At 67.0% G+C, this 22,713-nt stretch carries 26 protein-coding genes and 1 tRNA gene; 5 read left to right on the plus strand and 22 right to left on the minus strand.

Annotation, left to right across the window (positions count from 1 at the left end):
- The first annotated feature begins 56 nt into the window (after window positions 1–56).
- The 3 genes from ACQG3P_RS10225 to ACQG3P_RS10235 are packed head-to-tail and all read left to right on the plus strand — an operon-like array spanning window position 57 to window position 3,291.
- The gene (locus tag ACQG3P_RS10225; protein ID WP_426804972.1) at window positions 57–1,844 is read left to right on the plus strand and encodes a copper resistance system multicopper oxidase; all 1,788 of its coding nucleotides are present in this window, start codon (window positions 57–59) and stop codon (window positions 1,842–1,844) included.
- Entirely contained in the window at window positions 1,841–2,779 is a 939-nt protein-coding gene (locus ACQG3P_RS10230; RefSeq protein WP_426804973.1) for a copper resistance protein B, read from the plus strand. The genes ACQG3P_RS10225 and ACQG3P_RS10230 overlap by 4 nt, the downstream gene beginning before the upstream one ends.
- Complete coding sequence (locus tag ACQG3P_RS10235; protein WP_426804974.1) at window positions 2,779–3,291, plus strand: N-acetyltransferase family protein; 513 nt, start codon at window positions 2,779–2,781, stop codon at window positions 3,289–3,291. The genes ACQG3P_RS10230 and ACQG3P_RS10235 overlap by 1 nt, the downstream gene beginning before the upstream one ends.
- A gap of 30 nt (window positions 3,292–3,321) precedes the next feature.
- Here the strand turns inward: ACQG3P_RS10235 and ACQG3P_RS10240 are convergent, their stop codons facing one another.
- A complete protein-coding gene (locus tag ACQG3P_RS10240; RefSeq protein WP_093533758.1) occupies window positions 3,322–3,633 on the minus strand; it encodes a zf-TFIIB domain-containing protein in 312 nt (103 codons plus the stop codon).
- A 162-nt stretch (window positions 3,634–3,795) separates the two neighbouring features.
- Between ACQG3P_RS10240 and ACQG3P_RS10245 the strand changes: the two genes are divergently transcribed.
- Window positions 3,796–4,197 carry a response regulator gene (locus tag ACQG3P_RS10245; RefSeq protein WP_068853740.1) on the plus strand — a complete coding sequence of 134 codons (402 nt, stop codon included), beginning with the start codon at window positions 3,796–3,798 and terminating at the stop codon, window positions 4,195–4,197.
- 106 nt (window positions 4,198–4,303) lie between these two features.
- The gene (locus ACQG3P_RS10250; protein WP_426804975.1) at window positions 4,304–4,966 is read left to right on the plus strand and encodes a DUF3011 domain-containing protein; all 663 of its coding nucleotides are present in this window, start codon (window positions 4,304–4,306) and stop codon (window positions 4,964–4,966) included.
- 41 nt (window positions 4,967–5,007) lie between these two features.
- Here ACQG3P_RS10250 and ACQG3P_RS10255 read toward each other — a convergent pair whose 3' ends face one another.
- The 21 genes from ACQG3P_RS10255 to aspS form a co-directional block, all read right to left on the minus strand.
- Window positions 5,008–5,688 carry an MliC family protein gene (locus ACQG3P_RS10255; protein ID WP_426804976.1) on the minus strand — a complete coding sequence of 227 codons (681 nt, stop codon included), beginning with the start codon at window positions 5,686–5,688 and terminating at the stop codon, window positions 5,008–5,010.
- Between the two features lie 73 nt (window positions 5,689–5,761).
- On the minus strand, window positions 5,762–6,652 hold the full coding sequence (locus ACQG3P_RS10260; RefSeq protein ID WP_426804977.1) for an NAD-dependent epimerase/dehydratase family protein: 891 nt from the start codon (window positions 6,650–6,652) through the stop codon (window positions 5,762–5,764).
- Window positions 6,653–6,826: 174 nt separating this feature from the next.
- Window positions 6,827–6,902: transfer RNA gene (locus ACQG3P_RS10265), tRNA-Lys, on the minus strand.
- Window positions 6,903–6,973: 71 nt separating this feature from the next.
- Window positions 6,974–7,639, minus strand: coding sequence for a 7-cyano-7-deazaguanine synthase QueC (gene queC, locus ACQG3P_RS10270; RefSeq protein WP_068853746.1), 666 nt, complete (start codon window positions 7,637–7,639; stop codon window positions 6,974–6,976).
- Window positions 7,640–7,714: 75 nt separating this feature from the next.
- Window positions 7,715–8,413: a 7-carboxy-7-deazaguanine synthase QueE gene (gene queE / locus ACQG3P_RS10275; protein WP_426804978.1), complete on the minus strand. Its 699-nt coding sequence runs from the start codon at window positions 8,411–8,413 to the stop codon at window positions 7,715–7,717.
- Between the two features lie 116 nt (window positions 8,414–8,529).
- Window positions 8,530–9,348 carry a tol-pal system protein YbgF gene (gene ybgF / locus ACQG3P_RS10280; protein ID WP_184126748.1) on the minus strand — a complete coding sequence of 273 codons (819 nt, stop codon included), beginning with the start codon at window positions 9,346–9,348 and terminating at the stop codon, window positions 8,530–8,532.
- 3 nt (window positions 9,349–9,351) lie between these two features.
- Entirely contained in the window at window positions 9,352–9,867 is a 516-nt protein-coding gene (pal, locus tag ACQG3P_RS10285; RefSeq protein WP_093533752.1) for a peptidoglycan-associated lipoprotein Pal, read from the minus strand.
- A 65-nt stretch (window positions 9,868–9,932) separates the two neighbouring features.
- Window positions 9,933–11,255, minus strand: a complete 1,323-nt coding sequence (gene tolB, locus ACQG3P_RS10290) for a Tol-Pal system beta propeller repeat protein TolB (protein WP_068853750.1) — start codon at window positions 11,253–11,255, stop codon at window positions 9,933–9,935.
- 154 nt (window positions 11,256–11,409) lie between these two features.
- Window positions 11,410–12,468 (minus strand): cell envelope integrity protein TolA, encoded by a 1,059-nt coding sequence (gene tolA / locus ACQG3P_RS10295; RefSeq protein WP_426804979.1) that lies wholly within the window; start codon window positions 12,466–12,468, stop codon window positions 11,410–11,412.
- Window positions 12,458–12,886: a protein TolR gene (gene tolR, locus ACQG3P_RS10300; protein ID WP_068853752.1), complete on the minus strand. Its 429-nt coding sequence runs from the start codon at window positions 12,884–12,886 to the stop codon at window positions 12,458–12,460. The genes tolA and tolR overlap by 11 nt, the downstream gene beginning before the upstream one ends.
- 23 nt (window positions 12,887–12,909) lie before the next feature.
- The gene (tolQ, locus tag ACQG3P_RS10305) at window positions 12,910–13,689 is read right to left on the minus strand and encodes a protein TolQ (protein ID WP_068853753.1); all 780 of its coding nucleotides are present in this window, start codon (window positions 13,687–13,689) and stop codon (window positions 12,910–12,912) included.
- Window positions 13,690–13,699: 10 nt separating this feature from the next.
- On the minus strand, window positions 13,700–14,131 hold the full coding sequence (gene ybgC, locus ACQG3P_RS10310; protein ID WP_095364364.1) for a tol-pal system-associated acyl-CoA thioesterase: 432 nt from the start codon (window positions 14,129–14,131) through the stop codon (window positions 13,700–13,702).
- On the minus strand, window positions 14,121–15,161 hold the full coding sequence (ruvB, locus tag ACQG3P_RS10315; protein WP_184126745.1) for a Holliday junction branch migration DNA helicase RuvB: 1,041 nt from the start codon (window positions 15,159–15,161) through the stop codon (window positions 14,121–14,123). The genes ybgC and ruvB overlap by 11 nt, the downstream gene beginning before the upstream one ends.
- Window positions 15,162–15,260: 99 nt before the next feature.
- On the minus strand, window positions 15,261–17,180 hold the full coding sequence (locus ACQG3P_RS10320) for a potassium transporter Kup (RefSeq protein ID WP_068853756.1): 1,920 nt from the start codon (window positions 17,178–17,180) through the stop codon (window positions 15,261–15,263).
- 46 nt (window positions 17,181–17,226) lie between these two features.
- Window positions 17,227–17,817, minus strand: coding sequence for a Holliday junction branch migration protein RuvA (ruvA, locus tag ACQG3P_RS10325; RefSeq protein ID WP_068853757.1), 591 nt, complete (start codon window positions 17,815–17,817; stop codon window positions 17,227–17,229).
- Window positions 17,818–17,827: 10 nt separating this feature from the next.
- Complete coding sequence (ruvC, locus tag ACQG3P_RS10330) at window positions 17,828–18,349, minus strand: crossover junction endodeoxyribonuclease RuvC (protein WP_184126845.1); 522 nt, start codon at window positions 18,347–18,349, stop codon at window positions 17,828–17,830.
- Window positions 18,350–18,426: 77 nt separating this feature from the next.
- Complete coding sequence (locus ACQG3P_RS10335; RefSeq protein ID WP_068853759.1) at window positions 18,427–19,158, minus strand: YebC/PmpR family DNA-binding transcriptional regulator; 732 nt, start codon at window positions 19,156–19,158, stop codon at window positions 18,427–18,429.
- A gap of 76 nt (window positions 19,159–19,234) precedes the next feature.
- Window positions 19,235–19,867 carry an esterase/lipase family protein gene (locus ACQG3P_RS10340; protein WP_068853760.1) on the minus strand — a complete coding sequence of 211 codons (633 nt, stop codon included), beginning with the start codon at window positions 19,865–19,867 and terminating at the stop codon, window positions 19,235–19,237.
- A gap of 95 nt (window positions 19,868–19,962) precedes the next feature.
- Window positions 19,963–20,484, minus strand: a complete 522-nt coding sequence (locus ACQG3P_RS10345) for an N-acetyltransferase family protein (protein WP_426804980.1) — start codon at window positions 20,482–20,484, stop codon at window positions 19,963–19,965.
- A 20-nt stretch (window positions 20,485–20,504) separates the two neighbouring features.
- Complete coding sequence (locus ACQG3P_RS10350; protein ID WP_426804981.1) at window positions 20,505–20,831, minus strand: DNA primase; 327 nt, start codon at window positions 20,829–20,831, stop codon at window positions 20,505–20,507.
- Window positions 20,832–20,918: 87 nt separating this feature from the next.
- A complete protein-coding gene (aspS, locus tag ACQG3P_RS10355; protein WP_093533745.1) occupies window positions 20,919–22,670 on the minus strand; it encodes an aspartate--tRNA ligase in 1,752 nt (583 codons plus the stop codon).
- Window positions 22,671–22,713: the final 43 nt, after the last annotated feature.

Genomic DNA, 22,713 nt, shown 5'->3' on the forward strand with positions numbered 1-22,713 from the left:
GCACGCGCGTCCTGCTGGCACCTGCGCGTGCCCCTCGGATCCGATTCGGAGTTGCAATGTCACACCCCTCTTCCCCCGGCGCGGGCGCCCCGCCCGTACCGTCGCGACGCCTGTTCGTGCAGGGCCTGGCCGCCGGCGGCGTGGTTGCCGGCCTGGCAGGCGCCGTGCCCGCGCGCGCCCTGGCCAACGCCGCCCCCCGCGTGGCCACCGCCCCGCAGGTGCTCAGCGGCCAGCAGTTCCAGCTGAGCATCGGCGAATCACTGGCCAACTTCACCGGCCGCACCCGCCCGGCGATCACCGTCAACGGCAGCCTGCCCGCACCGATCCTGCGCTGGCGCGAAGGCGACACCGTCAACGTGCGCGTGGCCAACGCCCTGCAGGGCCACCCCACTTCCATCCACTGGCACGGCATCCTGCTGCCGGCCAACATGGACGGCGTGCCCGGCCTGAGCTTCAACGGCATCGCCCCGGGCGAGGCCTACCAGTACCGGTTCACCCTCAAGCAGTCCGGCACCTACTGGTACCACAGCCATTCCATGTTCCAGGAACAGGCCGGCCTGTACGGCGCGCTGATCATCGACCCGCTGCAACCGGCCCCTTACCGGTTCGACCGCGAGCACGTGATCCTGCTGTCGGACTGGACCGACATGGACCCCGGCGCGCTGTTCCGGCGCATGAAGAAGCTCGCCGAGCACGACAACTACTACAAGCGCACGCTGCCCGATTTCCTGCGCGACGTGCGCCGCGATGGATGGAGCGCGGCCACGGCCGACCGCGGCATGTGGGGAAGGATGCGGATGACCCCCACCGACATCTCCGACATCAATGCCCACACCTACACCTACCTGCTCAACGGCACCGCCCCGGCCGGCAATTGGACCGGGCTGTTCCGCAGCGGCGAAAAGGTGCTGCTGCGCTTCATCAACGGCGGCTCGATGACCTACTTCGACGTGCGCATTCCCGGCCTGAAGATGACCGTGGTCGCCGCCGACGGGCAGTACATCCACCCGGTGAGCATCGATGAATTCCGCATCGCACCGGCGGAAACGTTCGATGTGATCGTCGAGCCCACTGGCCAGGATGCGTTCACCATCTTCTGCCAGGACATGGGCCGCACCGGCTACGCCGCCGGCACCCTGGCCGTGCGCCACGGGCTGCAGGCGCCGATCCCCGCGCGCGACCCGCGCCCGCTGCTGACCATGAGCGACATGGGGCATGACATGGGCCATGGCGCCAGCATGGCCGGCCATGACATGAAAGGCATGGAAGGCGGCTGCGGCGCCAACATGGGGCACGGCGGCCATGGCAGCGCCGGCAAGGCACCGCGCCACGCGCCGAGCGAGACCGGCAACCCGCTGGTCGACATGCAGAGCGCGGCCACCGAGCCCAAGCTCGACGACCCGGGCATCGGCCTGCGCGACAACGGCCGCCAGGTGCTCACCTATGGCGCGATGCGTAGCCTGTTCGAGGATCCCGATGGGCGCGAGCCGTCGCGGGAGGTCGAACTGCACCTCACCGGCCACATGGAAAAATTCAGCTGGTCGTTCGATGGCATTCCGTTTGCCAGCGCCGAACCGCTGCGCCTGAACTACGGCGAGCGCATGCGCATCGTGCTGGTCAACGACACCATGATGCAGCACCCCATCCACCTGCACGGGGTGTGGAGCGACCTGGAAAACGCCGATGGCGAATTCCAGGTGCGCAAGCACACCATCGACATGCCGCCGGGCACGCGCCGCAGCTACCGCGTGCGCGCCGATGCGCTGGGCCGCTGGGCCTACCACTGCCACCTGCTGTACCACATGGAAGCAGGGATGATGCGCGAAGTGAGGATTGAAGAATGAAGATGCTCACCGTCGCCCTTTTGAGCGCCATCGCCGGGCCGGCGTGGGCGCAGTCGCATGCGCACGCACACACCGATACTGCACCCGCGGCCGTACCGGCTGCGGTGGACCATTCGAAAATGGACCACTCGACCATGGATCACGGCAGCGCCAACCACGCGCAGATGGATCACTCGACGATGGATCACGCCGCCATGGGCCATGGCACCGCGCCGGTTGCTCCGCGCGAACCCATTCCCGAAGTCACCGACGCCGACCGAGCGGCCGCCTTCCCGCCCATCAACCATGATGCGATGGAGCACGCACCGAATGTGCACAGCCTGCTGCTGATCAACCGGCTGGAACACTGGGATGGCCAGCACGGCACCGGCCAGGCCTGGGAAGCCAGCGGCTGGGTCGGCAGCAACATCAACCGCCTGTGGGTACGCAGCGAAGGCGAACGCAGCGGCCGGCGCACGGAGTCGTCCGATCTCGAAGTGCTGTACGGGCGCAGCGTGTCGCCGTGGTGGGACGTGCTGGTCGGCGTGAAGCAGGATTTCCGCCCCGCGGATTCGCGCACCTGGGCGGCGTTCGGCATCCAGGGCCTTGCCCCGTACAAGTTCGAAACCTCGGCGACGGCGTATGTCGGCGAAGGCGGACAACTGGCTGCCACGATGGAGGTCGAGTACGAGCTGCTGCTCACCAACCGCCTGATCCTGCAGCCACTGGTGGAGGCCACGCTCGCCGCCAGGGACGAACCCGAGCACGGCATGGGTGCGGGCCTGAACAAGGTCGAGGCCGGGTTGCGCCTGCGCTACGAGTTCAGCCGCCGCTTCGCCCCGTACATCGGTGTCAGCCACGAGCGCCTGTTCGGTGACACGGCCGATTACCACCAGGCAGCGGGCGAGCACACCCGTGACACCCGCTGGGTGGCCGGGGTGCGGGTCTGGTTCTGATGGCACTGCAGATCCGCCGTGCAACGCCTGCCGATGCAGAGCTGCTCTCTGCATTGGCCATGGCCACCTACACAGAGACCTTCGGCGACTCGTATCCGCCGCAGGACCTGCGCGACTTCCTCGACGCGCACTACTCACCTGCACCCCAGCGTCGTGAGCTGGAAGATCCGCTCAGCGCCGCATGGCTGCTGTTCGATGGCGAGCAGGCCATCGGCTACCTCGCGGCCGGGCCGAACAGCCTGGCCCATGCACTGGCGACGGAAGGTGATATCGAACTGAAGCGGCTGTACGTGCACGCCAGCCACCAAGGCGGCGGCCACGGCGCACGGCTGATGGACGCGTTGCTGGACTGGCTGGACCAGCCCCGGCGCCGCACGCTGTGGGTGGGCGTGTGGTCGGAGAACTTCGGCGCGCAGCGCTTCTACGCGCGCTACGGCTGTGTGCAGGTAGGCACCTATGAATTCCCGGTGGGCGAAAGCCGCGACCTGGAATTCATCCTGCGCCGGCCCTGAGCAGGACCGGCGCGCGGACCGCGTGGGCGATCAGAAATCGAACAGGTCGGACAGGAAGCTTTCTTTCTTCTTCTTGCGGTAGCCCTGGCCATCGCCATAGTGCTGCTGGCCAAGGTGGCGCGTGTCGCGGTGCTGCACCTGCGGGTGGACCTGCTGCGGCGGCGGAGGCGGCGCGGCGGCACGCACCGGGGCGGGCGCGGCCGCACCGGCCGAGCGCTCGATGATCTTGTCCAGCTCACCACGGTCCAGCCACACGCCCCGGCATTGCGGGCAGTAATCGATTTCGATGCCCTGGCGCTCGGACATCACCAGCGCTTGGGTCGTACATACGGGGCATTGCATCGATTTGGCTCCATTCGGGGTCAGATCCCGACTGTACCGTGGCCTACCTGACCCGCGCACAACAGAACAACGTTCGGCTGACGGTTTTTGCACGATCCCCTCACCTTCTGCTGCCCATACTGCCGCGCCTTTCCACCCAAACCCTGCAGGGGAACCCGCGTCATGCTGTTGTCCAAGCGCCATGTTGCACCGCGCGTGCTGTTGATCGAAGACACCGAAGACACCCGTGAACTGAGCCGCATGGCGCTGGAAAGCCAAGCCTGCGACGTGGCCGCCGTCAGCTCGGCCGAAGCCGCCTTGGGCCTGCTGCAGGCCGGCGAGCGCTTCGACCTCGTATTCACCGACGTCTGCCTCGGCGGGCTGAGCGGCATTGAAGCTGCCCACCGCATCCGCCAGCACCAGCCCAGCCTGCCGGTACTGGTCACCTCCGGCCTGCAGCCGGACCGGGTAACCCCGCAGCTGGCCCCGGGGATCCACTTCCTGCCCAAGCCGTATTCGATGAGCGAGCTGCTGGATGCGATCCGCGCCTGCTTCGGCGACCAGGATGTGGATCGGGCGGCCTGAGCCCGGAAGCCGACAGGGCGCGCTGGTCGCGCCCTGCTTTCATCAGGATTTCATCAAACCCTGCGCATCGTTCGGCAAGTGAACCTTCCTTGCCGGAATCCTGATCATGCAGACCCGATTGCTGCTTGGCACGCCCCTGCTACTCCTGGCCACGCTGACCGACGTGCGCGCGGATGACTTTGTCACCTGCGAAAGCCGCGACAACCGCTACCAGTCCTGTGCATTGCCCTACGCCGGCTATGTCACGCTGGACCGCAAGCTGTCCGGTGCCGACTGCCGCCAAGGGCGCAGCTGGGATTATGACCGACGCAATGTGTGGGTCGACGACGGCTGCCGCGCCTCGTTCCGGGTGCGCGGCGATGATCGCCACCATGGCCGCGACGACGACAACCATGATGCGAAGGTGGCGGCCGGCGTGCTGGTCGGTGCGGCAATCCTGGGTGCGCTGGTGCACAACGCCAACAAGCAGGACGAGCGCTACGACGATGACAACTACCAGGGCGCGCGTCATACCTCGTACGTGCCGCAGTGGATGGTGGGCGAGTTCGAGGGCTACAACCCGATGTACAACACCGACATCCGCATGCGCATCGAAGCCGATGGCCGGATGTCGGCACAGGCCAGCGGACAGAACCTGTCGGGCTGGGTCAATGGCGGCCAGCTCAACGTGGGCAGCAGCGTGTTCGACATCAACCAGAGCCGCGATGGCTTCGTGACCACCGAAGTGGGCGATCGTCAGAACGAAGTGCGCTACCGCCGCGTACGCTGAGCGGTGAGTCGGTGCCGGCCTGTGCCGGCACCCACTTCACTTTAGTTGCCTGCCACCTTGCAACTCAGGCGCGTGCCGTAGAACTCCAGTGTGGCCTCACCCTGGTGCTCCCAGAACTCCACGCCCTCGCGGGTGTAGCGGCTGCCACTGGCTGACGGTGCGGCAAACGCGATGGCCTGGTCACGGCCCACCCGAATGACCGCAACCTGCGGGTCAAGCTCGTTGTAGAACACCACCGAGAGCGGCTTGCTGGCGTCATCGCATTGATACTGCGTCGCGGCCGGTCCCGGCCCAGTGGCCGCGGCCAGCCGGAGCTCGACGATGCGGGTCTGGTACGACTCGAGCAGGCACCGGTTGGCGTCCACCGCCTGCCAGCAGGCATCGCGGCCCTTGATCCAGCCGCGCTGTTCAGCGGCCACATCAAGCTCGCCCGGACCGGCCTGCGCCGCCTTGTACAGCCCGGCCAGCTCCCGATCCAATGCCGAGAGCCGTGCGTCACCGCATACGGTCTTCTCCGCATCCGAGCCGGCCTTGGCGCAATCGAACGACGGGCCCTCGGAACCCGCCGCCGGCAGCGCGGCTGGCGCGGGTGCCGGCTTCGGCGATTCGGACGCGGCCTGGCTCGTGGCGGGCGCGGTGGGTGCAGCCGTCGTATCGGTCGGCGTGGGTTTGCAGGCCGCCAGCGCCAGTGCGCCCAGGCCAATCAGGACAAAACGGTTCATGGCACCTCCACAGCGCCTGCTACTCAATCTACCTAGTCTGCGCCATGCCGCGCTCAGGCGGCGTGTAAGTGCACTATTCAATGGTGCAGTCATCGACGCGGGCGGTATCGGGCAGGACTTCGATACTGCCCACCGCCAGTTGCTCCAGGATCGTTTCCGGCCCGCGCCAGCTGCGCCATTGCAGGCCGACACTGGCGGCGCGCGCGTCGTGGATGCGATCCACCACCGGCAGTGACCAGCCGCGACGGTCGTACTCGGCCAGCCATTGCGGGCACCGCTGGGCCAGAACGTCACGCGGGTGCGTCACCAGCGCCTCGCAATCCTCCCGCTGGAACGGCGTCCAGCCACTGACCAGGTAACGCTGGAACGCCGGGCCGTGATTGGTCAGCGCAGCCACATGCGCGTCCGCCACGTCACGGACATCGATGCCGCGATGCAACCGGTACAGCATCATGCGTTCCGGCGGCTCCGGGAAGCAGCGCGACATCCGGATCACGCGCACATCCAGGTCGGGTCCAGCGGCCTCTTCCAGCCACTGTTCGGCGGCCAGCTTGGAGCGGTGGTAAACGGTGCGGGGCTGGGGCGTGGTCTGCTCATCCACCCAAGTGCAACGCCCCGGCACGATGGCGTGCCCGTACAGCGCGGTGGTGCTGGTGAACACCAGCCGCCGCACGCCCGCCTCGCGCGCCAGCATCGCCAGCGTGCGGGTTCCTTCCACGTTGATGCGCTGGAATTCGCTGTCGCTGAAAAGGCCCACATGCGGCGCGTGCAGCGCAGCGGCATGGATGACCGCATCCACGCCCTGCAGCACCTTGGCCAGCATCCGGGTATCGGTGAAATCGGCCACGTGACGCGTGGTCGCGAAGGGACTGCGGTCAATGCCCACCACTTCGTGGCGGGCGGCCAGGGCGCCAAAGATGGCGCGACCTACCCGGCCTGAACTTCCTGTCAGGAGAATCTTCACTGGAGAGCACATGTCAGCGCCCGGGAGCTACCGGGATCGATGGATTGTATCCATCGGGAACACGCTCTGGCGTACAACGGAGATGACACCGGTGGCGAGTGCTGCGTGTCCTGACGGATGTCTTCGCCAGCAACAAGAAGGCGCCCATCGGGCGCCTTCAATCGTTTGGTGCAGTGGTGGGCCGTGATGGATTCGAACCATCGACCAAAAGATTAAAAGTCTTCTGCTCTACCGACTGAGCTAACGGCCCATTGCATGCCCCGACTTCGCGCCGGGGGTGCGCATTCTAACCCATCTTGCGGCGCAGGCGTAGCCCGGCGATCAGGCGTAGCGGGTCGGGTCGGCCACGCCGGCGTCGGCGAAGCCCTGCGCGCGCAGGCGGCAGGCGTCGCAGTGGCCGCAGGCGGCGCCGCTGTCGTCGGCGTTGTAGCAGGACACCGTAAGACCGAAATCCACGCCCAGGCGCACGCCTTCACGCACGATGTCTGCCTTGCTCAGGAACTGCAGCGGGGCGTGCACCTGGATGCCCGCCCCTTCCACGCCGGCCTTGGTAGCTAGGTTGGCCAAGGTCTGGAAGGCGCTGATGAACTCGGGGCGGCAGTCCGGGTAGCCGGAGTAATCCACGGCGTTGACGCCGCAGAAGATGTCGTTGGCGCCCAGCACTTCGGCCCAGCCCAGCGCGACCGAGAGCATGATGGTGTTGCGTGCCGGCACGTAGGTGACCGGAATACCCTCGCCGCCCGCTTCGGGCACGTCGATGTCGTCGGTCAGCGCCGAGCCGCCGATGCTGCGCAGGTCCACGTTGACGGTCTTGTGCGCGACCACGCCCAGCGCCTTGGCCACGGCCGCGGCGGCGTCCAGTTCGGAGGTGTGGCGCTGGCCGTAGCGCACGCTCAGGGCGTGCACGGCGAAGCCCTGCTCGCGGGCCATGGCGACGACGGCGGCGGAATCCATGCCGCCGGACAGGAGGACAACTGCGTTCTTCATGAGGGTGTTTCCGGTGGGTTGCGGGAAAGCCAGCACGCTGTCCCGCGCCGGTACATCAAGGGGCAACGAACGGGCTCAGCGGCCCGGTTCGTCGTCCCACAGAATCTTGTGCAGCTGCATCTGGAAGCGGACCGGCAGGCGATCTTCCACGATCCAGTCGGCCAGCTCGCGCGGGCTGACCTGGCCCTTGCTGGGCGAGAACAGCACCATCGAGCGCTCGTTCAAGCGGTGCTCGCGGACCATGCCTCGCGCCCAGTCGTAGTCCTCGCGGCTGCACAGCACGAACTTGATCTGGTCGCGGCGGGTCAGCAGCGGCAGGTTCTCCAGGCGGTTGCGCGCCATCTCGCCCGAGCCGGGGGTCTTGAGGTCGACCACGCGTGACACCCGCGCGTCCACGCCGCTCACATCCAGCGCGCCGGAGGTTTCCAGCGAGACGTCCAGGCCGGCCTCGCACAGCTTCTCCAGCAGCACCAGGCAGCGCTTCTGCGCCAGCGGCTCGCCACCGGTCACGCACACGTGGTGGACGCCCTGGGCCAGCACTTCGCGCACGATCTCGTCGATGTCCCACCAGGTGCCGCCGTGGAAGGCGTAGGCGGTGTCGCAGTAGGTGCAGCGCAGCGGGCAGCCGGTCAGGCGCACGAACGCGGTCGGCCAGCCGGCGGTATCGGCTTCGCCCTGCAGGGAGGTGAAGATCTCGGTGATCTTCAGCCGTGGCAGGGGCGACTGCACGATCTCGCTGGGGAGCGCGGCGGCGGCGGACAGGGGGGTGGTCATCGTGGGCGTCTGGTGTGCGGTTACGGAAACGAGAGCAGCCAGGCAGGGCCTGGCTCTACGGTGCCCGAAACAGTCGGGCCAACCTTTGATTATACCGGCCTTGGCCGGTCGGGGCCTCAGCGGATCTGCTGGCCGAGGCGGATGGCCTGCAGACGGTCCTGCGCGGTGCGCGCGGCGTCCGAGCCGGGATAGGTGTTGACGACCTGCTCCAGGGTGGCCTGGGCTTCATCGATCCTGCCTTCGCCGTACTGGGAAAGGCCGATCTTCAACAGGCCACCAGAGGCCTTGTCGTGGGTCGGGTAACGCGCGATGAGGTCGCGGAACTGCGCCTCGGCGAGCGGGAAATTGCGGGTGGCGTAGTAGCTTTCACCCAGCCAGTAAAGCGCGTTGGGGGTGTAGACGCCATTGGGATAGAGCTCGAGGAAGCTCAGGAACAGCTGGGCCGAGTCGTCGTACTTGCCGGCCTTGAGCGAATCAAAGGCTACGTTGTACGCGGTACGCTCATCGCCACTGGCGGCAAGGCTGCCCGCGTCGCCGTGCACGGAGGGCGGCCGCTCGGTGGCGGCCACTGCCGGTGCGGCGGGCTTGGGGGCAACGGCCGGGGCGTTCGCGGCCGGAGCGGCCGGAAGGATCGGGGCCGAGCCACCTTCAATACGGTTCAGACGCCCGTCCAGGTCCAGGTACTGGTCCTGCGAGGTCTGTTTCAACTGGGCGTTTTCGTGCTGGAGCTGTTCGACGGTGCTCTGCAGCTGCTGCATCTGCTGACGCAACTGGGTGACCTGGTTCAACAGGTCCTGGTTGGAGCTGTTGTTGTAGGCCTGCTGCTCGAGCGCGCCAACGCGGTCGGCCAGGCTCTGCCGCTGGGCCTGCGCCGGTGCGGCAGCCACGAGGGCTGCCGCAACGACCAGCATCAGGGATGTGATGCCGATGCGCATGGATTACTGCGCGGTGTAGACGATTTCGACGCGACGGTTCTGCGACCAGCAACCTTCGTTCGACTCGGTGCAGGTCGGACGCTCTTCACCGTAGGACACGACGGTGATCTGGCTGGCCGAACCACCGTTGGCCTGCAGCGCCGAGGACACGGCGTTGGCACGACGCTCACCCAGGGCCTGGTTGTAGGCGCGCGAACCGCGCTCGTCGGTGTGACCCTGCAGGGTCATGCGGGACGACGGACGGTCACGCAGGTACTTGGCGTGGCAGGCCATCTGGGCCTGGAATTCCGGCTTGATTGCATCCTGGTCCAGGTCGAAGAACACAACGCGCTGGCGCAGGCAGGCGTCGGTGTCCAGGTCGCCCGGGCCGTACAGGCCGGAGGTCGACGGGCCGGTCGGCTGCGAGGTGCTGCCGGTGTCGACCGGAGCAGCAGGCTGTTCCTTGACCTTCTTGGAGCAACCGGCCAGAGCGGCCACGGACAGCAGGGAGACAAGCAAAACGCGGGTGGTCTTGTTCATGTAGTTACCTTTGAGGCTCCTAAAGCCGGATGTAGGGATGAATACGTGCGGATCTTAACACTCTGTTAGCGCTTTGTACGGTATGGCGACCAAGAAGGTTCGCGGACATCACCGTCGGCCAGTACCAGCCGCTGGCGCACGCGCGCATCAGCCGACACGGCATACAACACTCCACGACCACCCTCGCGGGCGGCATACAGCACCATGCTTGCGTTGGGCGCAAACGTGGGGGACTCGTCAAGCGAACCCGGCGACAGCGTGCTCCAGCGCGGCGAGCCCAGGCTGCTGTCCATCATCGCGATCTTGTAGGTATTGCCGCTGCCCTGCGCCACGACCAGCTTCTTGCCGTCGTAGGACATGCTCGGGGTCGCGTTGTAGTTGCCCTGGAAGGTCACGCGCGAGGCGCTGCCACCGCTGGAGGAGACCTGGTAGATCTGCGGGCGGCCGCCACGGTCGGAGGTGAAGTAGACGCTGGAACCGTCTGCGCTCCAGGTCGGCTCGGTGTCGATGGCGAAATGGTTGGTGAGCTGGGTGAGCTGCTTGCTGCCCAGATCCATCACGTAGATTTCCGGGTTGCCACTGCGCGACAGCGACAGGGCCAGGCGGCGGCCGTCCGGGGAGAACGACGGGGCGCTGTTGATGCCGCGGAAGCTGGTGACCAGCTCACGGGCGCCGGTGGCGATGTTCTGGATGTAGATCGCCGAATTGCCACGCTCGAAGCTGACGTAGGCCAGGCGGTTGCCGTCCGGGCTCCACGAGGGCGACAGCAGCGGTTCGGCCGAACGCACGATGGTCTGCGGGTTGAAGCCGTCCGAATCGGCCACCATCAGCGCGTAGCGCATGGCATCGCCCTTGCCGCTGGCGGTGACATAGGCAATGCGGGTCCAGAAGGCGCCGCGCACACCAGTGATCTTTTCGTAGATGGCGTCGGCCATCTGGTGGGCGACGTCGCGCATGGCATTGCCACGGGCGGTCATCGCCAGGCCCAGCAGGCGCTCGCCCTTGGGCACGTCATACAGCTCGTATTCGACGCGGTAGGCGCCGGCACCGGCGTCCATGACCCGGCCGACCACGATGTAGTTCTGCTTCAGCGCGCGCCAGGTGGCGAACTGGATCTCGCCGCCACGGGTGGGCTTTTCGACGATCTGCGCTTCGGGGAGGGTGCGGAACTGACCCGAACGCTCCAGGTCGGCGCGGACCACCTGCGCCACGTCGGTCTGCGGGGCGGCGGCCGAGCCCTGGTAGGGCATGGGCACCACGGTGATGGGCAGCGCGGAGGCGTTGCCGCCGATGATGTCGATGTCCAGGCCCCTCTGCTGCGCAGCGGCGGCAAGTGGCAGGAACAACAAAGCCGCGAACACGGCAAACCAGCGAGGCATCTTCTTCATGGGCGCTCTATAGGGGGAAAACCAGAACGAGGGATAACAGCAGTGCGGTGAACGGTTTCGCAATCATGAACCAACCGGGTGTGAAATCCGAGTGGTCATGCCACGAAAAATCACGTGTCATTAACGAAACCGGGCACGACCTGCCCGCCCGGGATCAGTTGTCCTGGGCGGTAAAGGTGAAGTTGAGCTGGCGCGAGAACACCTCTTCGAAGCCGCGGTACGGCAGCGGCTGGGCGTTGAGCACGGCCGCTTCGATCGAACGGCGGCCGGCTTCGTCGAACGGGCAATCCGGGCTGACCTTGGCCGAGTTCACGTTGCCGCCGGGCAGCTGCACGATCACGATCTTGCAGCGCTGGCCGAACGGCACGTTGTCCGGGCGGGTCCATGCCGCCAGCACCTTCTGCTGGATCGCTGCCGCGTATTTGGCACGCAGGTCGTCGCTGGTGCCGCCGCCACCGGCGGCCGGCTGGGCGGCGCCGCTGGCACCGGCGGTGGATTGCCCTGCGGCCGCCCGCGCCGCAGTGACCTCGCGAAGTTTCTGTTCGGCGCGCTTGATCTCGCTTTCCTGCTGCGCGCGCTTGGCGCGGATCTCGGCCAGCCTCTTCGCGGTTTCCGCGGCCTTGGCGTCGTTGGCCTTCTGCTCCTGCTCGGCCAGCTTCTTCTTCTGCGCGGCCTCTTCCTGCTGCTTGGCCAGGCGCAGTTTCTGCTCGGCCTCTTCCACGCGCTTGCGCTCGGTGAGGTCGATCTGCTCCTGGCGGCGCTTGGCTTCCTGCTCCTGCTTGGCCTTCTCGGCCGAGATCGACATCGCGTTGACCGCAGCCTGGTCGACGGTGTCGGGCTGGGCGATGCGTTCCTGGGCGTTCTGCTGCTGCGGAGTGGGCGCGTCCTGCGGGCGCGGCTCGGGCAGCGGCTGTGGCGGCGGCACGGTGTCTTCTTCCACCGGGATCGGCTCGGCCACCGGCTCGGGCAGGTCAGGCAGTTTTTCCGAGGCGCGCAGCGCCTGGCGTGCCGCAGCGGCTTCCGAGGCCGACAGCTGCAGGCTGGCTTCAATGGCCGGATCGCCGGCGGCCGCTTCGGTGCTGCGCTGGGGTGACCACAGCCAGGCGGCGATGAACACCAGCGCAAGCAGCACGTGGACCAGGATCGCCAGCGCGATCGGCAGGCCCCACTCGCCTTCCGGCTGGCGCTGCGGTGGCAGGGCTTCAGCGTGCATCGGTCGCCAGGCCCACCTTTTCCACGTTGGCGCGCTTGATCACGTCCATCGCCGCGACCACCTTTTCATAGGCCACGGCCTTGTCAGCGGCCACGATCACGCGCAGGTTCTTGTCCTGCGCGGCGAGCGCGCCGAGCTGGGCCTGCAGCTGGCCGGCGTCCATCGGCGCCGGCTCCTTGGCTTCCGGCAGCTTCAGGCTGAGCTGGCCGTCCAGGCGCACCGAGACAATCACCGGGTCCTGCTTGCTCTCCAGCGCCTTGGCCTGCGAACTGGGCAGGTCCACTTCAAAGCTCAGGGTGAGCAGCGGCGCGGTGACCATGAAGATGATCAACAACACCAGCATGACGTCGATGTACGGCACGACGTTGATTTCGGATTTGAGCTTGCGGCGCTTGCGGCGGCCGATGGCAGCGGTCATGGCGTGATCCTTGTGCTGGGCGCTTACTCGTCGCCCGCGGACTGGCGCTGCAGGATCGAGCTGAACTCTTCGGCGAAGGTCTCGAAGCGGACCGACAGGCGCTCGACGCGGGTGGTGAAGCGGTTGTAGGCCCACACCGCCGGGATGGCCACGAACAGGCCGATGGCGGTGGCGAACAGGGCTTCGGAAATACCCGGTGCAACCGAGGCGATACCGGCCTGCTCACCGCTGTTGATCATGTCGTGCATGGTCACCATGATGCCGAACACGGTGCCGACCAGGCCCACGTAGGGGGCGGTGGAACCGATGTTGGCCAGCAGCTCCAGGCTGCGCTCCATCTGGTCCACTTCACGGGTGAAGGTGGTGCGCATGGCGCGCTGGGCGCCTTCGAGCTGGGCGCGGCCATCCAGCCGGCGCTTGTCGCGCAGGCGGGTGAATTCGCGGAAACCGGCCTCGAAGATCGCTTCCAGGCCGCCCACCTTGCGGTTGCGGTCGGTGGCAGCGCTGTACAGCTTGCCCAGGTCGGCACCGGACCAGAAGCGGCTTTCGAACTCATCGGCTTCGCGGTTGGCGGCGTTGAACACGCGCGCCTTGCGGAAGATGATCACCCAGCTGATGAACGAACCGGCCAGCAGCAGCAGCACGATGATCTTCACCGGCAGGCTGGCCTTGATCATCAGGTCCAGGTAATTGATGCCACCGCCGTGCGCGGCTTGGGCGACGGTCTGCGACGCGGCGCTGGTGACTTCCTGCGGCAGCGCTTCGACCACCGTGGCCTGCAGGGCCAGGAGCATTCCGATCATCCGTTGTTCCTCAATATGCGGCTATTTGAATTACGTGGGGTTTCAGCGCGGCGTGGAGAGCATCGTCCATGCCGCGCGGCTTGAATGTGGCAGCGTCCAGTGCCGCGATTTTCACCTGCGCGGTCAGCAGCGTTTCATCGCCGCGACACACCGCCTGGTCGAACACCATGCTGGCGCGCTTGCACTGCACCAGCGTGGCGGTCACCGCCAGCGCGTCGTCCAGCCGCGCCGGCTTGAGGAACTCCATGGTCATCGACCGGACCGCGAACACCAGGCCATGCTCGGTGCGGGTGCGTTCCTGGCCGTAGCCCAGGGCCCGCATCCATTCGGTGCGCGCCCGTTCCATGAAGGCCACGTAGCGGGCGTGGTAGACCACCCCGCCAGCGTCGGTATCTTCCCAATATATGCGTGTCGGCCAACTGAACCGCAGGTCAACCGACATCCGGCACCTCCGCGAACAGGTCGGCCGGGGGATTCTTCGGCTTCAGGCCCAGGTGGCGGTAGGCCTTCTGGGTAGCCATGCGGCCGCGCGCGGTGCGCACCAGGAAGCCCTGCTGGATCAGGTAGGGCTCGACCACATCTTCCAGGGTGCCGCGCTCTTCGGACAGCGCCGCGGCCATCGATTCCACGCCCACCGGGCCGCCGTCGAAGTAATCGATCAGCGTGCGCAGCATGCGCCGGTCGAGGTCGTCGAAGCCTTCCGGGTCCACTTTCAGCATCTGCATGGCGGCCTGCGCCACGTCCTGGTCGATATGGCCGGCGGCCTTGACCTGGGCGTAGTCGCGCACCCGGCGCAGCAGCCGGTTGGCGATACGCGGGGTGCCGCGCGAACGCCGCGCGATTTCCGCCGCGCCATCGGCGGTGCAGTCGATGCCGAGGATGGCTGCCGAACGCCGGACGATCCTGGTCAACTCTTCGGGGGTGTAGAACTCCAGCCGGTGCACGATGCCGAAGCGGTCGCGCAGCGGCGCGGTCAGCAGGCCGGCCCGGGTGGTGGCGCCGATCAGGGTGAACGGCGGCAGGTCGATCTTGATCGAGCGGGCCGCAGGCCCCTCGCCGATCATGATGTCGATCTGGAAATCTTCCATCGCCGGGTACAGCACTTCTTCCACCACCGGCGACAGGCGGTGGATTTCATCGATGAACAGCACGTCGTGCGGCTGCAGGTTGGTGAGCAGCGCGGCCAGGTCGCCGGCTTTTTCGATCACCGGCCCGGAGGTCACCCGCAGCGCCACGCCCAGCTCGTTGGCGATGACGTGGCTCAGGGTGGTCTTGCCCAGGCCCGGCGGCCCGAAGATCAGCACATGGTCCAGCGCATCGCCGCGGGCCTTGGCCGCTTCGATGTAGATCGACAGCTGCTCGCGCACGGGCGCCTGGCCAAGGTAATCGGCCATGCGCTTGGGGCGGATGCTGGCGTCGGTGGTGTCATCCTCGCGGGTGGCACCGGCGCCGATGATGCGGTCGTCGGTCATCCCGCGATTATGCGGCAAAAAGCGTGACGACCAACGGTCGTCACCTACCCGGGATCGAGAAAATGGCGGGTAGCGGCCGACCGTTGGTCGGCCGCCCGGTCAGATCTCTACCTGCGCGCCGAGTTCTACGAGGCGATTTCCGGGAATCCGGAAGAACCCGGTCGCCGGCGCCGCGTTCCGGTGCATCAGCGCGAACAGCTTGTCGCGCCAGATCGGCATGCCGCGGTTGGCGGTGGCCACGATGGTTTCGCGGCTGGCGAAGAAGGTGGTGTCCATCGGGTCGAAGTAGATCCCGCCGTGGTCGCACGAGCGCATCAGCGCCAGCGGCACGTCCGGGGTTTCCATGAACCCGAAGCGCACGAACACGCGGTAGAACTCATCGCCCACCGATTCGATCTTCAGGCGCTTGCCCTCCATCGCATACGGAATGGGCAGGGTTTCCACGTGCAGGAACACGTTGCGCTCGTGCAGCACCTTGTTGTGCTTGAGATTGTGCATCAGCGCGTGCGGGGCCACCGAGGGGTCGGCGGTGAGGAACACCGCCGTGCCCGGCACCCGTACCGGCGGGGCCAGCATCAGCCCGGGCAGGAAGGTATCCAGCCGGATGCCGTCCTTGCGGATCTCATCGCGCAGCAGCTCGCGGCCACGCCGCCAGGTGCGCATCATGGTGAACAGCACGATGCCCAGCACCACCGGGAACCACGCGCCCTGCAGCAGCTTCGCACCGTTGGCGATCACAAAGCCCAGGTCGATGATGAAGAACACCACGCACAGCGGGATGATCCAGTAACGCGAGGTCGGCCACAGCGCGCGGGCCACCAGCGCCAGCAGCAGGGTATCGATGAGCATGGTCGCCGACACCGAGATGCCGTATGCCACCGCCAGGTTGGAGGAGCTGCGGAAGGCCAGCACCAGCCCGATGACCATCACCGCGATGCCCCAGTTGATGCCGGGGATGTAGATCTGGCCGATGGTGTCGTGCGAGGTATGGGTGATGCGCATGCGCGGGATGTAGCCCAGCTGCATGGCCTGGCGCGAGACCGAGAACGCGCCGGTGATGACCGACTGCGAGGCGATCACCGCGGCCATGGTGGCCAGGATGATCATCGGGTACAGCGCCCACTCCGGCACCGCCTCGAAGAACGGGTTCTTCACCGCCTCGGGGTTGTTGAGCACCAGCGCGCCCTGCCCCAGGTAGTTCAGCACCAGGCACGGCAGCACGAAGAAGTACCAGGCGTGGCGGATCGGCTTGGCCCCGAAGTGACCCATGTCCGCATACAGCGCCTCGCCACCGGTCACCGCCAGCACCACCGCACCGAGGATGAAGATGCCGTGCCAGCCGTGCTCCATGAAGAAGCGCAGCGCCCACATCGGGTTGAAGGCCTTGAGCACTTCGGGCGAATCCACGATGTTCCAGATGCCGATCGCGGCGAGCGAAATAAACCAGATCGAGGTGATCGGCCCGAACAGCTTGCCGATCTTCTCGGTGCCGAAGCGCTGCACGGCAAACACCGCCAACAGCACCACCACGGTGATCGGCACGATGAAGGCATGCAGGCCGGGGGCTGCCACTTCCAGGCCTTCGACCGCGCCCAGCACGGAAATGGCGGGGGTGATCACGCCGTCACCGAAGAACAGCGAGGCACCGAAGATGCCCAGGATGCCCACCACGTAGGCCGAGCGCGACCCGTGGCGCAGGGTGCGCTGGGTCAGCGCCATCAACGCCATGATGCCGCCCTCGCCGTCGTTGTCGGCGCGCATGATGATGGTGACGTACTTCAGCGTCACCACGATGTTCAGCGCCCAGAACGCAAGCGACAGCACGCCCAGCACGGTGTCGTGGTCGCTGTTGAGGCCGTAATGCGGCGAGAACGCTTCCTTCAGGGTATACAGCGGGCTGGTACCGATGTCGCCGAACACCACGCCGATGGCGCCGACGATCAGGGCCAGGCCGCTGGCGGCCGGCGCATGGCCGTGCCCGTGCTGGCCGCTGTCGTGCTGGGTGGAAGAGGTGGACATGGGACTCCGGGAGGGCGTCGGTCGGTAGGGAAAAAGGCCGGCGCGCTCAGCGCAGCGCGGCCTGCAGGGCCTTGCGGATCACGGTGGCGACATCATCGCCCTCGGCGTTGGCATCGCGCGCCATGCGCGCGGCCTCGGTCGGCTTGTAGCCCAGCTGCTGCAGGGCCACGGTGGCTTCGGAGACCGGGTCGGTGGCCGGCGCTGCGCCAGCAATGGGCGCGCCGCCGCCGCCAAAATTGGCCGCGCGGTCGCGCAGTTCCAGCACCATGCGCTCGGCGGTCTTCTTGCCGATGCCCGGAATGCGGGTCAGCGCGGTGATGTCACCGGCCTGCACCATCTTCGCGAACTCATCCACGCTCACCCCGGACAGCACCGCCAGTGCGATCTTGGCGCCGATGCCGCTGACCTTCTGCACGTCGCGGAACAACCGGCGCTCGCCCTCGCGCAGGAAGCCATACAGCGACACGCTGTCTTCCTTCTGCGCGTAGTGGGTGAACAGGGTGACCTCGCGGCCCAGTTCGGGCAGGTCGTAGAAGGTGCTCATCGGCGCCTCCAGTTCGTAGCCGACGCCGTTGACGTCGATCAGCAGCCACGGCGGCGCCTTGTACGCCACGATCCCACGCAGACGACCAATCATGCAGATGTCCTCATTTCCGGCTCCAGGCCTGGCGGGCATTGACGCCCAGGCGCTGCGCCGTTGCCCTTACGTGGGCGTGGGTGATCGCCACGGCCAACGCATCGGCGGCGTCGGCCTGCAGCCTGGTTTTCAGGTTGAGCATAAGCCCGACCATGTGTTGGACCTGTTGCTTCTCCGCCCCGCCCCGGCCCACCACCGCCAGCTTGATCTCGCTGGCCGCGTATTCGTGCACCGGCAGGTCGCGCATGACCACCGCCGAGATCGCCGCGCCGCGGGCCTGGCCCAGCTTCAGGGCCGAATCCGGGTTGCGCGCCATGAACACCTTCTCGATGGCCACTTCGTGCGGGCGGTATTCCTCCACCAGCGCGTTGAGCCCCAGCACCAGCAGCTTCATGCGGTTGGGGAAGTCGTCGGCGCCCAGCAGCACCAGCGGCAGGTGGTGCACGTGCAGCACTCTGCCGGTGGGGTCCACATCAATGATGCCCACCCCGGTGCGTTGCGAACCGGGGTCGATGCCGAGGATGCGGATCATGCGTGGAACGTCGGGAGTCATCATGGTCCGCATTGTCCGCCCCCGACGTCGCACTTGGCGAGACGGGGGCATGGACGTCAGGCGTAGGCGTCCGCGCCGAGGTCGGCGTTGGAGAACACGTCCTGCACATCGTCCAGGTCTTCCAGCATGTCCAGCAGCTTCTTGACCTGCAGGGCGGTGTCGCCCTCGACCTTGATGTCGTTGTCGGCGCGGAAGGTCAGCTCGGCGTGGTCCGGCTTCAGCCCACCGGCCTCCAGCGCATCCTTGACCGCGTGGTACATGTCCGCCGCGGTCAGCACGTCGATGGCGCCGTCTTCCGGGTACACCACGATGTCATCGGCGCCGGCTTCGATGGCCGCCTCGGTCACCGCGTCCTCGTTGGCGCCGCCGGCGAAGTGCAGCACGCCCATGCGCTTGAACATGAAGGACACCGAGCCTTCGGTGCCCATGTTGCCGCCGCACTTGCTGAACGCATGGCGGACATCGGCCACGGTGCGCACGCGGTTGTCGGTCAGGCAGTCCACGATCACGGCCACGCCACCGGGGGCATAGCCCTCGTAGCGGATCTCTTCGTATTCAACGCCTTCCAGCTCGCCGGTGGCCTTCTTGATGGCCCGTTCGATCACGTCCTTGGACATGTTCGAGGCCAGGCCTTTGTCCATGGCCACCCGCAGGCGCGGGTTGTTGTTGGGGTCGCCTCCACCGCCGCGCGCGGCTACGCCGATCTCACGGATGATCTTGGTGAAAATCTTGCCGCGCTTCGCGTCAGACGCGTTTTTGCGGTTTTCGATGGAAGGGCCTCTACCCATGGGTGTTTCCGTGCTTGCGTCAGGAACAGGGCGCGGATTCTACCTGATCGGCCGCCCTCACCGTGTTAGCCGGGGCTCAGGCGGCGTGCGCGGCCCGATCCGGGCGGAAGCAGCCATCGCGCAGGAACGCGGCGGTCTGGCGGGCGGCGTCCGGGGAAAACACCAGCCCGCTGTGGCTGGCGGCCACCACGCAGTGGTCGGCCAGGCCCGGCAGGCGGGTCTCGTCCAGCGCCACGGTGCCGTCGGAGGCGTCGCCGCAGGCACCCAGCAGGCTGCCCAGCCCATGCGGCACGGAACCGGCGATCAGCCCGACCTGCGCCCTGCCCTCCCAGGCCGGCAGACCATCGAGCAGCAGTTCGCTGCTGCGGCCCAGTGCCAGTGACCAGCCATGCTCGGCCAGCGAACGGGCAGTGCCGCTGCCGCGCAGCGGCGAGCCTAGGCACACCACCCGCGACACCGGCAGGTCCGGCTGGCGGCGCAGCGCCTCCAGCGCCACCAGCCCCCCCAGGCTGTGCCCGACCAACGCTACCGGGCCGCTGTCCTGCAGCCGCTTCAACAGCTGCGGCACGGCCACGTCGGGGCCGCCGAACACGCTGGCGTAGCCGAAGGTATCCACGCTGAAGCCGCGCGCGCGCAGGCGCCAGGCCAACGGGCCAACCCAGGCGCGGGCATTCCAGATGCCGTGCAGCAGTAAAACGGGGGGAGTCATGTGCTCAGCGTAGCCGGTGCGAAACCGTTCCAGAGGTAGCAAACGGTGCCATTAGACAAATGGACGAAGGAACGGCGGGTGAAACCCGCCGCCGTTCAGGTCGCCTGCGGCGGGCGGCGCAGGATGAATTCAAGGTCGCGCACCTGGCCGACCGGGAATTCGTAGGTGCCCACCTTGCTGAACCCGTAGCGGGCGTAGAAACGCTGGGCGCCGAAGTTTTCCGACCAGACCCCCAGCCACAGGGTGCGCGGGCCATTGCGCTCCAGCCAGGTCAGCGCGGTTTCCAGCAGGCGGCTGCCCCAACCGCAGCTCTGCTGTTCCTTGATCAGGTACAGCCGCTTGAGCTCGCCGTCGCCCGGTTGCACGTCCGGATGCGGCAGGCCACAGGGGCCGGCGGCGGCATGGCCGACCGCCACGCCATCCAGCTCGAGCAGCCACACCGCGTAATCGGGGTGGGACAGGATCACGCGCTGGCGGTCTTCGGCGTAGGCCTCGTCCAGGAAGTCGTGCAGGTCCTGGGCCGGGTACAGGTGGCCGAAGGTTTCCACGAAGGTACGGGTGGCCAGCACCGACAGGGTCGGTGCGTCCTCGGGGCCGGCGCGGCGGATGGTGTACATGGACGGGTACGGGGCAGGCCTCAGGCCTGCGTCCCCTTGGCGGCGTCTTCCTCTTCGCCGTCTTCTTCGTCCTCTTCCTCGTACTCCTCCTCGTCTTCCTCGTCCTCTTCGTACTCTTCGTCCTCGCCCTCTTCCTCTTCGTCGTCCTCGTAATCCTCGACGCCGAAGTCCTCACCGTCCCAGCGGCCTTCGCCATCGGCGACGAAGGTCAGCGCCATCCCGGCCGGGTTGGTGCCCACGCGCACCAGCCAGCCGCCGAACACGCGGGCGCGCTCGGTCACCAGGTTGGCATCGGTGCCTTCATTGCCCAGCTTTTCCCATTCCAATACGAACGCGAACTCGGTCATTACCTGGATCTCCTGAGCGATGTGACGGTGAGGGGGGGCGGCCAACGGCCGGCGCTACCGGGAGGGTGCGATCTGACGATCGCGGAATCAGTTTTTGCGCGGGCGGACCTGGATGTGCACTTCGGCCAGCTGCTCGTCCGGGATCGGCGACGGGGCGCCGGTCATCAGGCACTGCGCGCCGGTGGTCTTCGGGAACGGGATCACGTCGCGGATCGATTCGGTGCCGGCCATCAGCGCGGCGATGCGGTCGATGCCGAAGGCGATGCCACCGTGCGGCGGCGCGCCGAAGCGCAGCGCGTCGAGCAGGAAGCCGAACTTCGCCTCAGCCTCTTCCGCACCGATGCCCAGCAATTCGAACACCGTGCTCTGCATGTCCGAGCGGTGGATACGGATCGAACCACCGCCGATCTCGTTGCCGTTGAGCACCATGTCGTAGCCGCGCGACACGGCCGTTTTCGCATTGGCGCGCAGGTCGGCGATGTCATCCACCGCCGGGGCGGTGAAGGGGTGATGCAGGGCGACGTAGCGCTGGGCTTCGTCGTCGTACTCGAACATCGGGAAGTCGGTGACCCACAGCGGCGCCCAGCCGTCGGCGACCAGGTTGAAGTCCTTGCCGGCCTTCAGGCGCAGCGCGCCCATGAAGTCGGACACCTTGTTGTAGCCGCCGGCACCGAAGAAGACGATGTCGCCGTTACCGGCGCCGACGTGGGCAACCAGCGCGGCGAAGGCCTCTTCGCTGAAGAACTTGGCGATGGGCGAGCTGACTTCGCCGTTCTCGGCGATCTTGATGTAAGCCAGGCCCTTGGCGCCGTACTTGGCGGCGTGCGCGGCGTACTCATCGATCTGCTTGCGCGACAGGCTGGCACCGCCCGGGATGCGCAGCGCGGCGACGCGGCCATCGGCATCGTTGGCGGCGGCGGTGAACACCGGGAATTCGCTGGCTTTGACCAGCTCGGCCACGTCCACCAGCTCCAGCGCGATGCGCAGGTCCGGCTTGTCCGAGCCATAGCGACGCATCGCCTCGGCCCAGGTCATGCGCGGGAAGCTGGCAGCCAGTTCCACGTCGACCACTTCCTTGAAGATCGCGCGGATCATGCCTTCCACGTAGTCCTGCACGTCGCGCTCGCGCACGAAGGCGAATTCCATGTCCAGCTGGGTGAATTCCAGCTGGCGGTCCGCGCGCAGCGCTTCGTCGCGGAAGCAGCGCGCAATCTGGTAGTAGCGGTCGAAGCCGGCCACCATCAGGATCTGCTTGAACAGCTGCGGCGACTGCGGCAGGGCGTAGAACTCGCCCGGGTGCATGCGCGCCGGCACCAGGAAGTCGCGTGCGCCTTCCGGGGTGGCCTTGGTCAGGATCGGGGTTTCGATGTCCTGGAAGCCGTCGCCATCGAGGTGGCGGCGCAGCGCCTGCACCAGCTTGATACGGGTGCGCTGCATGCGCTGCATTTCCGGGCGGCGCAGGTCCAGGTAACGGTACTTCAGGCGGGTTTCTTCGCCCGGGTTCTCGTGGGCATGGAACGGCAGCGGCTCGGCCTTGTTGAGCACGGTGATGCGGGTGGCGACGATCTCGACCTGGCCGGTACGGATCTTGTCGTTCACCGCATGGCGCCTGCGCACCACGCCTTCCACCTGCAACACGTCCTCGTAGCCGAGGCTGGCGGCGACCTTGAACACGTCCGCGTTCTCAGGCTCCACCGTCACCTGCACGATGCCCTCATGATCGCGAAGATCGATGAAGCACACGCCGCCCAGGTTGCGGGCAACGTCGGTCCAGCCGGCGAGGGTGACAGTCTGGCCAATCAGGGTCTCGTCGACCAGGCCACAGAAGTGGGTACGCATGGGGGTAAAGCTCCGCAGGAGATTGCCGGCGCCAGGCGGCACC

This window comes from Stenotrophomonas sp. SrG, assembly GCF_050031795.1.
Classification (GTDB): Bacteria; Pseudomonadota; Gammaproteobacteria; order Xanthomonadales; family Xanthomonadaceae; genus Stenotrophomonas; species Stenotrophomonas rhizophila_A.

What these genes read in the sequence shown, in the direction of transcription:
- ACQG3P_RS10225 (WP_426804972.1), top strand. Translation starts at nt 57, where the DNA reads ATGTCACACCCCTCTTCCCCCGGCGCGGGCGCCCCGCCCGTACCGTCG.
- ACQG3P_RS10230 (WP_426804973.1), top strand. Translation starts at nt 1,841, where the DNA reads ATGAAGATGCTCACCGTCGCCCTTTTGAGCGCCATCGCCGGGCCGGCG.
- ACQG3P_RS10235 (WP_426804974.1), top strand. Translation starts at nt 2,779, where the DNA reads ATGGCACTGCAGATCCGCCGTGCAACGCCTGCCGATGCAGAGCTGCTC.
- ACQG3P_RS10240 (WP_093533758.1), bottom strand. Translation starts at nt 3,633, where the DNA reads ATGCAATGCCCCGTATGTACGACCCAAGCGCTGGTGATGTCCGAGCGC.
- ACQG3P_RS10245 (WP_068853740.1), top strand. Translation starts at nt 3,796, where the DNA reads ATGCTGTTGTCCAAGCGCCATGTTGCACCGCGCGTGCTGTTGATCGAA.
- ACQG3P_RS10250 (WP_426804975.1), top strand. Translation starts at nt 4,304, where the DNA reads ATGCAGACCCGATTGCTGCTTGGCACGCCCCTGCTACTCCTGGCCACG.
- ACQG3P_RS10255 (WP_426804976.1), bottom strand. Translation starts at nt 5,688, where the DNA reads ATGAACCGTTTTGTCCTGATTGGCCTGGGCGCACTGGCGCTGGCGGCC.
- queC (WP_068853746.1), bottom strand. Translation starts at nt 7,639, where the DNA reads ATGAAGAACGCAGTTGTCCTCCTGTCCGGCGGCATGGATTCCGCCGCC.
- queE (WP_426804978.1), bottom strand. Translation starts at nt 8,413, where the DNA reads ATGACCACCCCCCTGTCCGCCGCCGCCGCGCTCCCCAGCGAGATCGTG.
- ybgF (WP_184126748.1), bottom strand. Translation starts at nt 9,348, where the DNA reads ATGCGCATCGGCATCACATCCCTGATGCTGGTCGTTGCGGCAGCCCTC.
- pal (WP_093533752.1), bottom strand. Translation starts at nt 9,867, where the DNA reads ATGAACAAGACCACCCGCGTTTTGCTTGTCTCCCTGCTGTCCGTGGCC.
- tolB (WP_068853750.1), bottom strand. Translation starts at nt 11,255, where the DNA reads ATGAAGAAGATGCCTCGCTGGTTTGCCGTGTTCGCGGCTTTGTTGTTC.
- tolA (WP_426804979.1), bottom strand. Translation starts at nt 12,468, where the DNA reads ATGCACGCTGAAGCCCTGCCACCGCAGCGCCAGCCGGAAGGCGAGTGG.
- tolR (WP_068853752.1), bottom strand. Translation starts at nt 12,886, where the DNA reads ATGACCGCTGCCATCGGCCGCCGCAAGCGCCGCAAGCTCAAATCCGAA.
- tolQ (WP_068853753.1), bottom strand. Translation starts at nt 13,689, where the DNA reads ATGATCGGAATGCTCCTGGCCCTGCAGGCCACGGTGGTCGAAGCGCTG.
- ybgC (WP_095364364.1), bottom strand. Translation starts at nt 14,131, where the DNA reads ATGTCGGTTGACCTGCGGTTCAGTTGGCCGACACGCATATATTGGGAA.
- ruvB (WP_184126745.1), bottom strand. Translation starts at nt 15,161, where the DNA reads ATGACCGACGACCGCATCATCGGCGCCGGTGCCACCCGCGAGGATGAC.
- ACQG3P_RS10320 (WP_068853756.1), bottom strand. Translation starts at nt 17,180, where the DNA reads ATGTCCACCTCTTCCACCCAGCACGACAGCGGCCAGCACGGGCACGGC.
- ruvA (WP_068853757.1), bottom strand. Translation starts at nt 17,817, where the DNA reads ATGATTGGTCGTCTGCGTGGGATCGTGGCGTACAAGGCGCCGCCGTGG.
- ruvC (WP_184126845.1), bottom strand. Translation starts at nt 18,349, where the DNA reads ATGATCCGCATCCTCGGCATCGACCCCGGTTCGCAACGCACCGGGGTG.
- ACQG3P_RS10335 (WP_068853759.1), bottom strand. Translation starts at nt 19,158, where the DNA reads ATGGGTAGAGGCCCTTCCATCGAAAACCGCAAAAACGCGTCTGACGCG.
- ACQG3P_RS10340 (WP_068853760.1), bottom strand. Translation starts at nt 19,867, where the DNA reads ATGACTCCCCCCGTTTTACTGCTGCACGGCATCTGGAATGCCCGCGCC.
- ACQG3P_RS10345 (WP_426804980.1), bottom strand. Translation starts at nt 20,484, where the DNA reads ATGTACACCATCCGCCGCGCCGGCCCCGAGGACGCACCGACCCTGTCG.
- ACQG3P_RS10350 (WP_426804981.1), bottom strand. Translation starts at nt 20,831, where the DNA reads ATGACCGAGTTCGCGTTCGTATTGGAATGGGAAAAGCTGGGCAATGAA.
- aspS (WP_093533745.1), bottom strand. Translation starts at nt 22,670, where the DNA reads ATGCGTACCCACTTCTGTGGCCTGGTCGACGAGACCCTGATTGGCCAG.